10 protein-coding genes are annotated in these 12802 nt (G+C 49.1%); 1 reads left to right on the top strand and 9 read right to left on the bottom strand.

Features of this window, described 5'->3' with window-relative positions; all coding sequences use genetic code 11:
• Nucleotides 1-62 precede the first annotated feature (62 nt).
• Entirely contained in the window at nt 63-1268 is a 1206-nt protein-coding gene (locus B5D32_RS13695; RefSeq protein ID WP_078785535.1) for an AAA family ATPase, read from the bottom strand.
• 536 nt (nt 1269-1804) lie between these two features.
• On the opposite strand from B5D32_RS13695, the gene B5D32_RS13690 reads away from it, so the two are divergent.
• Nucleotides 1805-2386, top strand: a complete 582-nt coding sequence (locus B5D32_RS13690) for a helix-turn-helix domain-containing protein (RefSeq protein WP_078785534.1) — start codon at nt 1805-1807, stop codon at nt 2384-2386.
• Between the two features lie 31 nt (nt 2387-2417).
• Here the strand turns inward: B5D32_RS13690 and B5D32_RS13685 are convergent, their stop codons facing one another.
• From B5D32_RS13685 to B5D32_RS13650, 8 genes are all read right to left on the bottom strand, one after another.
• The gene (locus tag B5D32_RS13685) at nt 2418-2723 is read right to left on the bottom strand and encodes an HTH domain-containing protein (RefSeq protein ID WP_159447061.1); all 306 of its coding nucleotides are present in this window, start codon (nt 2721-2723) and stop codon (nt 2418-2420) included.
• Between the two features lie 20 nt (nt 2724-2743).
• Nucleotides 2744-4306, bottom strand: a complete 1563-nt coding sequence (locus B5D32_RS13680; RefSeq protein WP_078785532.1) for an MFS transporter — start codon at nt 4304-4306, stop codon at nt 2744-2746.
• Nucleotides 4307-4610: 304 nt separating this feature from the next.
• Nucleotides 4611-5894, bottom strand: a complete 1284-nt coding sequence (locus tag B5D32_RS13675; protein WP_078785531.1) for an ATP-binding protein — start codon at nt 5892-5894, stop codon at nt 4611-4613.
• Nucleotides 5895-5906: 12 nt separating this feature from the next.
• Complete coding sequence (locus B5D32_RS13670) at nt 5907-6620, bottom strand: LytR/AlgR family response regulator transcription factor (RefSeq protein WP_078785530.1); 714 nt, start codon at nt 6618-6620, stop codon at nt 5907-5909.
• Nucleotides 6621-6743: 123 nt separating this feature from the next.
• A complete protein-coding gene (locus B5D32_RS13665) occupies nt 6744-9968 on the bottom strand; it encodes a glycoside hydrolase family 3 protein (RefSeq protein ID WP_078785529.1) in 3225 nt (1074 codons plus the stop codon).
• Nucleotides 9968-10555: a hypothetical protein gene (locus B5D32_RS13660; protein ID WP_143402779.1), complete on the bottom strand. Its 588-nt coding sequence runs from the start codon at nt 10553-10555 to the stop codon at nt 9968-9970. The genes B5D32_RS13665 and B5D32_RS13660 overlap by 1 nt, the downstream gene beginning before the upstream one ends.
• Nucleotides 10556-11022: 467 nt before the next feature.
• Nucleotides 11023-11295, bottom strand: a complete 273-nt coding sequence (locus B5D32_RS13655) for a hypothetical protein (RefSeq protein WP_078785527.1) — start codon at nt 11293-11295, stop codon at nt 11023-11025.
• Nucleotides 11292-12467: a tyrosine-type recombinase/integrase gene (locus B5D32_RS13650; RefSeq protein ID WP_078785526.1), complete on the bottom strand. Its 1176-nt coding sequence runs from the start codon at nt 12465-12467 to the stop codon at nt 11292-11294. The genes B5D32_RS13655 and B5D32_RS13650 overlap by 4 nt, the downstream gene beginning before the upstream one ends.
• Between the last annotated feature and the right edge of the window lie 335 nt (nt 12468-12802).

Raw genomic sequence — 12802 nt, 5'->3', positions numbered from 1 at the left:
CATCGTCACCTTTTTCTTTTCAGTGACGCTGACGCGGACGTTGATTCCGACGCTGCGCTTTCTCATGCGCCAACAGCCTCACAGGGGTTCGGGGCTGTCCCCGTAGGCTTTTCGGCGGGTTGCCCTGTGGCAACACTTCGCCCATGCTTGCTTCCCTCAAGCGCTCCGAGTGACGATGGTGACGATGGTGACGGTCTTTCTGGGATACCCCACCCCGATAATTGAGTTATGTCAATATCATCGTCACCACCGTCACCATCGTCACCATAGAAGCTCAAAAGGCGAACCTTGTTTTTTCGATGGGTTTTATATCGGATGTTTTTCGGTTCAAATACTTTATCGAAATACTTCGCCATGTTATAGGTAAATTGATTTGGCTGTACTCCCTCAATGTGTGCCGCCTCAAGCAACTCAGATGCCGTTCCCTGCCAGTTTCCCACACTTTCGATGTACTCCACCGCTTTCCACAAGTAATCCGGCACAGCCTTGATCTCTCGTTCCTCTGCGGTTTCTTCATCTTCCAACGTCCAGACGCAGTGTTCCTCACGCAAATGCAGCGTCCTGTCGTCCATGTCGCGCCCGGTGAGCAAAATGTCAGCAGTCTGGCTCATTCGCTTGCGCTGCATGACCCAGCTGGTATCTGCCACACCCATAAGACCTGTGGAGCCGGAAATCTGATCAAATGGGTCGGATGCGCTCTGTTTGCGCAGGTGATGGATCAGCAAAATGCAGATGCCATACTTATCCGCAAGCTTTTTCAATGCACCGGCCTCCTTGTAGTCGTTTGCATACATTCCACCGTTTCCATCGCTTACACGCACTTTTTGAAGCGTATCGATAACAATTAGACCAACATCGTGATATGTATGGACAAGCGCCTCGACTTGTTCTTCCAACCCCTGCCCAATGCTCGGACATTCCGTTTGGAGAATCAGCCGTTCCGGGGCATCACCACCATCGATCAGCTGGAAGATGCGACTTTGCAGACGGTTAAATGTATCTTCCAACGAGAAATAAACCACGGTGCGTGGCTCTATTTCTCGATTCCAGACAGGATTGCCCTGCGCAATCTGCAAACACAGCCACAAGGTCAGCCAGCTTTTGCCCGCCTTGCTGGGGCCTGCGAACAGCGCCAATCCGGCTGGGAGTAGACCGGGGATAATCCACTTTACAGGTGGCAGCGGCGTAGAGAGGAGTTCTTCTGCGGTGATTGATTTCGGAAGTTTCGTAAAAGTCATTTGCATCATCCTTTCTTGTTTGGTGTACATCTATTATCTCATAGTATCGTAATTTTGTGTGTAGTAAGTTTTACTCTCCAGTGTTAAGTTGTACGGCTTGCGCCGCCCCACAGCCCCACAAACGCGCCAAACGGCGGTTTTGCGGGTGATGTCGCGTCCGTGTGCGATGCGGAGCTGCCGCCCCACACGGGGCTTGTTTGGGCGAAATGTAGGAGTGAATCAGATTTGATTCACTTTTACGCCTCATCCTCTGAATAGTGAATCAGATTTGATTCATTACAACAAAAATGATAAATCATTTTGTATGGGCGGCCCACGCGCAAGTAAACAAAGTTTACTTGCAAATAGAATTTTCAAAGTAATAAACCGTCACGCAGCGGTTCTTGGGTAACTTCATGGATTTCATATGGAAACCTCCTTACTTGTTTTTTACATCATATCTGTTGTATTGATAATACACCACCGCAGTATTTCTGTCAACGATTTTACATATATGTTATCAAATTGTTGATTTTTCTTTCCAATGTGGTATAATGACAGCATAAAATTGCTAAAGAGGTCATCCCATGAAAATCGGAGAAAAAATCAAACGAATCCGCCTGCACCGCCACATGAAGCAGCGCGAGTTAGGCGAACTGGTTGGCTTTACCGATGGTGCCGCCAACCGTATTGCACAATATGAATCCGGGTTTCGCGTTCCGAAAGAGGATATGGTAAAAAAAATAGCAGCGGCACTCCAAGTCGAGGAGTGCGCGCTGCTGGAGCCGGATACCGGCAATTTGGAAGGTATTATGGAAACACTGTTTTGGTTGGATGAGGATATGCCGGATGTTCTCAGATGCTCATTGACCATGCCTTTGGACAAACGTCCAGCTGAGATAGGCAGTGCTACAGTGCCTGTCATTCAGACAAACGCAAAAACTGTTCCGTTCAACACACAGCCAACCATGCTTTGGTCTGAGAACGACTTACTGAATTGCCTACTTAACACCTACGCCGTAATGCAGTACAGATATCATACGGGCAAAATCACCCATGAAAAGTATTTTGAGTGGAAACTGCAATGGTCTTTTGGCTCAACGATTACACATTCTTCTCCCCTGTCTGCAGATATCGAGGCACTGCTTCAATCCGAAGCGGAAGAATAAGATTTCATTTTCGCGCCGTCGTTAAATAGTTTTAAGGCGACAACCCGCCTATAATAGATTTCATCATCAAAGTTTGCTCATCGTCCAAAATACCGCATACATCCATAAGTAGTTCCCGTTGACGTACCGTCAACCATCGCTGTTGCAAGCGGCTCGAATCCAGAATGAACACACCGCCACCCGCTCCCATCTTTGTATAAATTGGATATTCCAATTCTAATACCCGAATATCATTTCGGATGGTATGTGAGCTTACGGAAAATTCAAAAGCGAGATTACCAATGGTATCATTCTGCCTCTCATACAAAACCGTAATCCAACCGCCTGCGACGCTCATAAAGTGAAATCTTTTCACCATTATTTATAGCTGTCAGGAACATCCTCCATTTTTACATAATTTCGCATAGCATCTTCCATGCTCATGCCGTTTGCCACGGCGTCGCGGCGGCAGGCGTTGACGGCCTGGATCTCCTTCATCTTCTCGCCGGTCAGGCTGTAGCCCTTCATGGCGATGAGCGTGGCCGCCCAGGCGACCATCGGGATGACGCAGAACAGGACGATGACGACCACGTTCATGCCGGGGGTGTAGGGGTCATACTGGGTGGGCAGGCTCTCGAGACCGATGAAGCTGACAGCCACGCCGACAACCGTTGCGGACAGGCTGGAAACCAGCTTGTCAACCAGGCTGAACAGCGTCCCCATAATGCCGGGGATATACTTGCCGGACTGATACGTTTCGTAGTCAGAGCAGTCGGCAACCATCGGGATGGGCATATCGGCGGTGGCGTAGTACGCGCCGTAGCCGATGCCGAACAGCAGGATAAACAGGACCGTGTACAGGTTGATAGACAGTCCGCCCTCACCCAGCAGGCTCAGGCTGAAGGCTGCGCTGTCCTGCTTCCAGAGCAGCAGCAGGACGAACACGCCGACATAGCACACCAGCGCCACGCTGACATAGCGCATCAGGCTGGCCTTCTGGCCCTTCTTTTGGCTCGTGCGGACGGTCAGCAGGAAGAAGGGGACACTAAAGACGTAACCCAGCACCATCATCGGCAGGTACAGCCCATCATAGTTGCCCATCATGCAACCGTACAGCATACACAGCACGGTGGTGTTGGTGGCGATGGAAAGCGCCAGCTTGCAGCCCGCACCGGCAACCATCAGGCGCTGCATGGGCTTGTTCTCTTTGATGATCTGAACGTACTCGGAAACTTTCAGCTTCTCGATCTTTTCGCCGCCGATGCCGAAGTACTTGGGCTGGTCCTTCTCCCAGATGCCGACGACCGCCAGCAGGGTGAGCAGGATAGAAATAACGATGCCGACAGGCGCCAGCATACGGAAGAACCCGGCAGAGCCGTAGCCGCCCTCATAATTTTTGGCGAGAATGGGGGCGAAGAACTGCATCGCGCCCATACCCAGCAAAGAACCGACGGTGTTAAAAATCGTGAACAGCGGGCGCTGCTTGGGGTCGTTGGTCAGAACGGTCTGCCCGGAACGGGTGCAGCTGGTCTGGAAGGTGTAGCCGATGACCCACACTGCGTACAGCGCCACAAACATGGCGTAGCGCGCCCACATCATCGTGTCGGGAATGAGCGGGGTCAGGCAGTACAGCGCCAGAATGCTGACGGCCATGATGAGGTTGCCGATGACCATGAACGGGCGGAACTTGCCGAACTTGCCGTTGGTGCGATCCATCAGCGCACCGATGATGGGGTCGGTGACGGCGTCAAACAGACGCATACCCGTGACCATAACGGAGGCAAAGATCATAGACAAAGCCAGAACCTTGCTGCCGAAGGTCGCAATATAAGACAGCACCAGAACGTAATACACGTTCGTGGCACCGTTGTTCAGCGGGAACAAGACCAGCTGATAAGGTTTGGCGCGGTTGACCGCGTTGCCGTTTTTGGTTTCATTCATAAGCAATTACTCCTGATTGCACAAAAATATAAGGAAATCAGCCCGCCCACCGCAGGACATATCTGTTGCGGCAGATAGCCTATGATGAACGAGCCGATTTCACAAGGAGAAAAAAACAAGGAATTAGAGAATGGCTAAAAATGTATTTTCCGTCTACCCTGCTTTTGCCGATTCCGACATAGCAGGTACGGCTTGCACAGCGCCCCGTTTATATATTACAGCGTACGGTGTCGCTTTTAGGCATACCGTAATCAGTCATACTGCGGGTATATGTGCCACTATTTGCATATAAAAGATTTTCCTTCTAGTTTGTGCTGTCGTTGACCATCATGTATACGTTGACCTTAAACACACCGTCTGTCAGTGAGGTTTCTACATCGCCGTTGTATTTTTCTGCTATGGCGCGGATACTTTTTAATCCAAAGCCGTGGTACCCATATTCTGTGGTTTTTGTTGTGATGGGCAGTCCGTTCTCATAGGTCAGGCTTTTATTTCCACAATAATTCATTGCATCTATAAAAACCATCTCACCTCTTTGTTCAATTGTCAGGCTGATCACACGTTTTTCCGCAGGCTCTATATTCTCTACGGCTTCAACGGCATTTTCCAAAATATTGCCAAAAAGTGAGTAAATGTCCATCGTATCCATAAAACGCAGCGCTTTTCCGTCACCCATACAGGTAATGGAAATTTTCTTTGCCAGTGCCTGGCGGCATTTTTCGTTTAATATAATATCCAATACATCCAAACCGGTGTGGTATGTAGTATCGTATACCTGCAGAAGTTCCTGCATGGATTCGATTTCTTTTTCCGGCAAGCGTGTTTGCAGTGCGGTTAATTTGTGCTTTAAGTCGTGATATTTCAGGTTCATCAGCTCCGAATTTTCACAGCTGCTTTCGTACTGGCGCTTTTCTTCTGTACGGATTCGTTGCAAAACGGCATATTCGCTTTTCAGCCGAATAAACCGACAGAGGAAGAATTGAATAAACAGTGCCAAAAGATTGCATGTTATAGCATACAAGGCAATACTGATGGTCAGGTACGGATTTTCACTTTGGGCTCCGTAGCCCCCCATGCGGGAAAAACGTGTAATGCCAATGCACACCAATACAATTACAATCGATATCACTGTAAGGCAGACATCGTAGTTCTCGTAAAACTTAATGTGAGAGGTATGAATAAAATAAAACACAACCGCATACAAAAACAGACAGACGACCGCCGCCATATATCGATTCCAGGTTCCCATGCCCGGTAACAGGGAAATCAACCGGCTGAGATGATGCCCAATATGCTGTATTGCGACACCGGAAATACAGGCTGACAAAACAGACAAAAGGGTTCCTTTACAGCACACGTACATCCCTATAACAGAAACCAAAATCGTAAACAGCATCTGTACAAAAACAATGGCTGCGACCTGCTGGCTGATGCTTTTCGGATAACAGCCGTAGCCCACTGCCAATGAAACCGCAGTGGTTACAAGCAGCCTCACAAAAAAACAACGTCTTTTCGGGTAAATATGTAAAAACACCCATTCAGCCAATAGGATTTCAACGATATAATCGAACCGAATCAGAATGTCCATCTCTCCGCCTCCTTACTCAATCAGGCCGCCCAAATATCGGGCATACGCCTGCTTGAATTTTCCGAATTGAGTCCTAGCTATCGGCAATTCCTCACCGTCTACCAGGCAGGTGCTTTTGCGGATTTGCTCTACATAACGCAGATTTACAAGGCACCCTCTGTCACAACGGAAAAAAGCAGGATCATTCAATTTCTTTTCCGCTGCATTCAGGGTGATGTATTCCGCAAAGGTTCCTTCTTTGGAGTGGTAAATAACATAATGTCCGTCTACCGTTAAATACCGCAGCATTCGTATATGAAGGCTGATAATTTCACCCTCTGCACATACGCAGAACATATCATCGGGTCGGATTGCGACCCGGTCCAAAATGCGTGTCATTTTAAGCAAAAAGGAATAGTTGTCCACGGGCTTTACGATAAAATCCAGTGCATCTACTTCGTACCCTTTCACAGCCATCTGTGCCATGCGGGTAACGAAAACCAACACAACGGTTTTATCAATTTTTCTAAGCTGATGCGCTGCTTCTATACCGTTTGCACCGGAAAGAAACTCCACATCCATAAAGACGATGTCATAATTCGGCTCGTATTTCACCAAGAATTGATCACCCGAGTCAAATTCGCTGATACTGAAGGATACATCCTTTTGCGCCGCGACAAAATCCAGCCCGGCACTAATTTTGGCGCGATCCTGCGCATCGTCGTCTACCACAGCCACCCGCAACATAGGGCTTCCCTCCCTTTTTTGCTCAGTATATCATACATGCCGCACATGTTTCAATACAGCAGCAAGCCGTAAGAGTCAGCGCAGTATCGCGCTGACTCCGCGGCCTGTTGCGGTTTTTACTGCTTATCTCTGTGCTTTTTTAACTGTTTTCCTTTCCTCCTGGATCAACGCGTACAGCGTCCAAATCAGCGAGGCAGCAAACAGCAGACTCAGCACGATATCCGCTGTGTACAGAGCCTTTTGCCACCAGGGGGTCAGGCTTACGACACGGGTATTGGAGGAGATACCGTTCATCGCGCTGGACCATACGGTCTGATAGCAAATGCGCTTAGCAGACTGGCGCATGGCCCATGCCATGGCACTGTAACCGGTTTTGAATTTGTCGAAGTGTCCTTGGGTCGCAGGCGTAGAACCATCCGGCAGATCACTACCGCCAACCAAGGTGCCGTAAACCTGCTCATAGTAGGGGTCAATATTTTGGCTGCCGTCCATATCCTGATAAGCATCCGTGATAACAAAGCCCTTCATGCCGCATTCACCACGCAGGAAGTCGGTTGCCAAAGCCGGGCAAGCTGCCGCACTCTGCACACCAAAGCGGCTGAAAGAAGCCATGGTGTTGAAGGCTCCGCCCTCTTCGATGGGAATTTCGAAGGCACGCAGGTACAACTCACGAATTGCCTGTTCCGGTGCCCAAACACCCACACCGTGACGGTTGTTTTCCTGATCGTTCAGCGCGCAGTGCTTATTGTAGACATGAACGCCCTTTTCCTCAATGCCGGCGCATTCCGCGGCACCGATCATACCGGTAAGGGTTCCGCACTCGCTAAAATACTCGCAGCTACGTCCGGTATACGGGGAGCGATGCAGGTTCAGGCCGATGCCGTACAGACCGGAACAGCCGGCCCACAGACCATCCTCGCCAATCATATTGCCGACTTCCTTTGCCAACTGCTTATTGAAGGTAGCTGCCAAAATACCGTTTGCTGGGAAGCCGGTCATTTTACGCAGTGCATTAGAATCCACATCATCGGTAAAGGTGCCGTCATTTTTGATATGACCAGCTTCTTTTTCAATGCGGTAGGCAATGCCCTGGTTAGAAAGATATCCATTGCGGAAGGCCCAGCCACCAAAGCCGTTGGGACCGTTTTCATCGCTGGTTTCCGGTTTGGCAACACTTTCAACAGCTTCCGTCATATGCCAGCCGTTAGACACCAGCTTTACGGTGTCATCCCAAGTAAGCTGATCCATAAAGGTATCCCACACAGGATCAAAGTAACTGATTTCGTTGCCGTCCTCGTCATAGCGCATGTCGATCAGCATCAGACCCGCATCTTCTCCGTAGGTAGGATAGGTGCCATCGTCCTTGGGGATGGGCTGCTTGAACTGTGCGGGTACACCGGCCGTGTTATTGTATTCACCGCTGCCTTCGGGAACCTGGGCAAAGATTTCTTTTGCCATTTGTTCCGTCATCAGCAGTGTTTGATGACCGTTGGCCATATCCAGGGAAACAGCATTCCAGTTGTCACGGCTGTAATACTCCGTATGGTTGTCACCGCGTCCCTCATAGAGGTTGATGTCTGCAAAGTCAAACAAGTTCGTCACCAGCTGGTTGCTGCTGCCATCGATCATGGAAACCGCATCCGAATAGGCATACTTATCCTTGTTAAAGGACAAGCCGAACTTTGCTACTTTGGTTGCATCTCCGGGATTTCCGGTCATTTTGCTGGTGTCAACAGAAACGCCATTCTGCGCTTTTGCTGCCAACACATTGTTGACCGCGTCGTGGGCGCTGCCACCTACAGCTACATAGTAGTCACCGTCCATCAACACATAGCCTTTGGCGTTGTAGGCATCGTACGAGGTAAAGTATTTTTCATCCAGCGTGATCGTCACGTTTTGGCTCTGACCCGGTGCCAATGTATCCGTTTTCTCAAAGCCGACCAGCTCAACCGAAGGAACCTGTACCCCATTTTGCTGCGCATACTGACCATACGGCTTAGAAACATACACAGGAACAGAATATTTGCCAGAGTAGGTATCGGACACATTGGTTACCGTTGCGGTAACCACATAATTGCGGTCGTCGGATTTTTCAACCTTCACATCGGAAAGGTCAAAATCTGCATACGAAAGCCCGTAGCCAAAGGGCCGCGCCACGACCTCGTCATAATTGTATTCGCCTACATTTGCTGTGCCCAGGACATAGTCCTCGTAACGGGTTTCCGTGTAGCGGTACCCCATGTACATACCTTCCTGGTATACAACATAGGAAGAAAGAGTAATGTCGCTGGTAGAATATCCACCGTTCTTTTCGGGATCGGTCTCCGTTTTAGGCTTTTCCGTAGAAATGCCGTACTCGCCCGCATTTTCATAGACCCAGCTGCCGAAGTTTGCATTTACAGGGTTTTTGGCGTTATCAACCCACATCGTATCCGGCAGACGACCCGACGGAGAAACCTCGCCAGTCAGCAGCTTGCCGGTGGCCTCATTGCCGACACCCAGCGCACCAACCCACAAGGCAGCATCGATATCCGGGTCGTTCAGGAAATCGCCCTCAATCATGCTGGAATAGTTAATCAGCACAATAATGCGGGAAATTTCACCGGCAGCCTTTTTCTCTTTCAGACCCTGAAGAACGGACCATTCATTGGCATTCAAGCCTAGGTAATCCTTGCCCAGGCCGTCATGATTGTCAATGCCGTCTTCGGTAATGCCCAAAAGGTCATAGCCTTCGCCGCCGACACGGCCTACCACAAAAATAGCGGCATCGCCATATTGTGCCAGCGAGTCGCCCGCGGCAGCATCTACAACCGACCAGGGAGCTTCATTGATCAGCAACCGCGAGGTGCTGTAAGAGCCTGCATTTCTGCGCTTGTACTGTGCCCAATCCTCGGAAGTATACTGCTTTGTCAGAACCGGGTTGATTTCCAGCCCCGCATCCTGCAGAGATTTGCAAAAATCCGTTGCTTCGCTGGTAGAAATATTACCGGAGCCGGTACCGCCATATACAGGGTCGTATGCCGTTACGCCCAGCAGGCTAACCTTGCTGCCTTTGCTCAACGGCAGAGCACCGTTTTCATTCTTCAGCAGCACAGCGCCTTCTTCCAAAACCTCTGTTGCCTTAGAATGACCGGCATTGATAAGATCGGTCAGATTATCAAAATTGCTCTTGTAATATTCGGAATCCTGATTCGTATCCCCGGTCTCTACAACATCAAAGGTTTTTACATTCAGCACACTGCTGATGGCCGTTGCATTTTCGTTGCAAATCACGGTAGCTGTGACCATAACGCCGGACAGCAGCATACTGGTTACGGTCAGGATTTTTCTTGCAATCTTTTGTTTCATCAGTTTTCCTCCTTTGGGCACGAGCAAGGCAAAAATACGCAGACTATGCTTAAAACCAGCGCAATGCCAAACATAACGGCGTTGACAAAGAACTCAGGCGGAAAGCCGGAAAACTGAATACCGGTAACTACAGAGGATACAAAAAAATAGATGTGGTAAATATAAAAGAGTAAACCCAAGAAGTTTCCTACCAGAAGTGCCGATGGTGCAAAGCGTTCGTGATTTGTAAACAGCAACACCAAGCCCAACAGCACGCCCCCTGTCATACACAGCAGGGCTTCGCGAGCCATGAAGCGTGTGCTTGCATAGATCGCAGCATACACGATCATGGTGATTACCGAGACTCCGGAGCAAATCAGTGTTCCATAAAATGCACGGGATCTGTTTTTAAGTTGTTTTATCATCCGTTTTTCTCCCTTCAAGAACGCGGGAAGCGGCAGTGCGCCCTCCTTTCTACCATATCGCATGATACTTGCCAACATGACCGCGTTTATTTTGTCTATATTGTAGCATTTCGGATAATGTATTCTGTTTTTTAGCGCGAAATCCCGTTTTTTAGCGCGAATTGCAGGATTTTTAGAATTCAAGTTACCACCACTTTATCTCGCATACTTTTCCCGAATCGTTGACCACCATTTGACCACTACTGTGCAGTTACCTTGTAAAATGCCAGAAAAGCCTGTTGTGACAACCAACAATGGGCTTTTTCTGGTTTTGGGAGCAGTTGGGCAGAACCAACAAAATTTACGCTTTATCGTCGGTCTATACTGCCTTGTCGTAGTTCTCCGACCCGGAAGGCCAGAGGTTCGAATCCTCCCGGTCGCACCAAGAGCAACACCTTATGGGGTGTTGCTCTTTTTGTTTTGCATGGATTTTATGGGGCGGTAAAAGAGCGGATTCGAATAGCCCGTGCCCCGCGTTTTGCGTCCCGCGGGGCAGAAACGTCCCTGTGGGGCGTTTCTAGGGCGCGGCTCGGCGAAACCCTTCGGGCGCACAAAAAAGCGCATTGCAATGTATTTTTGCAATGCGTTTTTTGTTTTAATGTTATTTAGGTTTAGAATAATTTTAGTAGCATATCATCTGCCGCGTCCGTGTACTGACCTTTTGCTAATCGTTCATTTCTCAGTCTGTTTATAGTTTTTCGCATAAGGAAAATTTCTTCTGTGGAAAAAGTGGCTTTTTTATCGGCTGGGAGAGCATTGATTTTCAGTATTAGCTTTCCAACTTCTTGTGTGCTATGCCCAAGCGCCCTTTCACGGTAATAATAAGGTGCAAGTGCTTTCAGCAGGATACTTTTGTTTGCGCGTGTCAGCTTAATTTTTCTCATAGTCCAATCGCCTTTCCGAGTTTCTCCTGCGCCTTGCGTTTGTTCTTGTCAAAGGCGTGGGCGTAAATGTCCAGCGTTGTACTGGCCTGTGCATGCCCCAGCAAACTGGCAACCGTGCGCACATCCACCCCCTGTGCAATCAGCAAGCTGGCATTGGTGTGGCGCAAGCTATGCACACTCAAATCCAGCGGCAAGTTGTTGGCTTTCAAGATCAGCTTGAAACGATATGTAAATGTGCAGGGATTCATCGGTTTGCCGTTAGGCTGGCGGAACAGGTAGTCCTCCTCGTCCACGGTTTCGTTTGCGGTCTGCTGCCTATCCCACTCACACTCTTTCCGCCACGCCTTGAGTAGCTGGCACATTTCCTTGCTCAGATATACCATTCTGTCACCGCTACTAGTCTTGGGGTCCTTAGTGATAGACTCTTGGTGGCTCAACTTTACGACTCCTCGCTGAACATGAATCGTCCGTTTGCGCCAGTTGATGTCATTCCATTTTAATCCACAGGCTTCCCCACGCCGCAGCCCGGTTGCCAGCACCAGCTTGAAATAGGTTTCGTATTTCATACTCTGCCCTTCAAACGCTGTAATCAACTTTTTAACCGTTTCCTCATCTGCTACGGGCCGTTCTTTCTTCTGCCCTTTCGGTTTGTAACATCTCCATGCGGGATTGTGAGTAAGGTATCCCTCGTCCACAGCCGCCGATAGGATGCCACACAGCGTGTTGTGTAAACCTTCGACTGACTTCTCGGATAGATTTCCTCTGCCGTCCAGACGCGGTGTGTGCCGCTTTTCTTCGTAAAACTCACGGATTACTTCTTTTCGCAAATCGGTCAACTTGTAGTTGCCCAGTGCTGGCAAGATTCTGCGAATATCCTGTTCGTCACGTCGAAATGTGGAGTCCGCCAGCTTCTTCGGTCCTACATCAGCTACCCAATGCTCAATGTACTTTGCCAGCGTAATGCTGCGGTTAATGGGTTCCGGCGTATGTTGAACCTCGCGTTCAAATAGGATTGCCTGTTCCTTTACCCATTTCTCGGCTTGTTTCGGAGTATACTCTTTGGGTGGCTTGACGGTTTTCTGTACGGATTTCAGCCGGTTCCCTTCGTAGTCATACCCACGAGATACTACAATCAAGTAACTGTTGCTGCCGCGCTTTCTGATAGATGCCATATTTTGCACGCTCCTTAGTGTTATTTTATTGACCTGCGGTACTACAAAGCATACCGACAACTGCGACAGAAAGCTATCACCACACCCAACAATCTTTCTGCTTAAAATTTACCTATTACTGACAAAAACGGCACCGCCATTGCTGACGGTGCCGCTGTTTATTTAACCTGCCTTCTTGGCTTTTCTATTCTTATTTTTCATAAATGCAACATAGCACGGATTTTGGTTGTTCAGCAGATCTTGCATCAGGTTTGCCGCCTGACGCTTCGCCACGTCCTGCGGGTGGCAGTAAGTGCGTTCCAAGAATGCCGTATCCGCATGACCCAGCAGGGATG

This window comes from Gemmiger formicilis, assembly GCF_900167555.1.
Taxonomy (GTDB): domain Bacteria; phylum Bacillota; class Clostridia; order Oscillospirales; family Ruminococcaceae; genus Gemmiger; species Gemmiger formicilis.
This window is presented reverse-complemented; position numbering and strand designations above follow the sequence as displayed.

Excerpts from the sequence above, each read along its gene's own strand:
- B5D32_RS13695 (WP_078785535.1), bottom strand. The coding sequence starts at position 1,268 with ATGTACACCAAACAAGAAAGGATGATGCAAATGACTTTTACGAAACTT.
- B5D32_RS13690 (WP_078785534.1), top strand. The coding sequence starts at position 1,805 with ATGAAAATCGGAGAAAAAATCAAACGAATCCGCCTGCACCGCCACATG.
- B5D32_RS13685 (WP_159447061.1), bottom strand. The coding sequence starts at position 2,723 with ATGAGCGTCGCAGGCGGTTGGATTACGGTTTTGTATGAGAGGCAGAAT.
- B5D32_RS13680 (WP_078785532.1), bottom strand. The coding sequence starts at position 4,306 with ATGAATGAAACCAAAAACGGCAACGCGGTCAACCGCGCCAAACCTTAT.
- B5D32_RS13675 (WP_078785531.1), bottom strand. The coding sequence starts at position 5,894 with ATGGACATTCTGATTCGGTTCGATTATATCGTTGAAATCCTATTGGCT.
- B5D32_RS13670 (WP_078785530.1), bottom strand. The coding sequence starts at position 6,620 with ATGTTGCGGGTGGCTGTGGTAGACGACGATGCGCAGGATCGCGCCAAA.
- B5D32_RS13665 (WP_078785529.1), bottom strand. The coding sequence starts at position 9,968 with ATGAAACAAAAGATTGCAAGAAAAATCCTGACCGTAACCAGTATGCTG.
- B5D32_RS13655 (WP_078785527.1), bottom strand. The coding sequence starts at position 11,295 with ATGAGAAAAATTAAGCTGACACGCGCAAACAAAAGTATCCTGCTGAAA.
- B5D32_RS13650 (WP_078785526.1), bottom strand. The coding sequence starts at position 12,467 with ATGGCATCTATCAGAAAGCGCGGCAGCAACAGTTACTTGATTGTAGTA.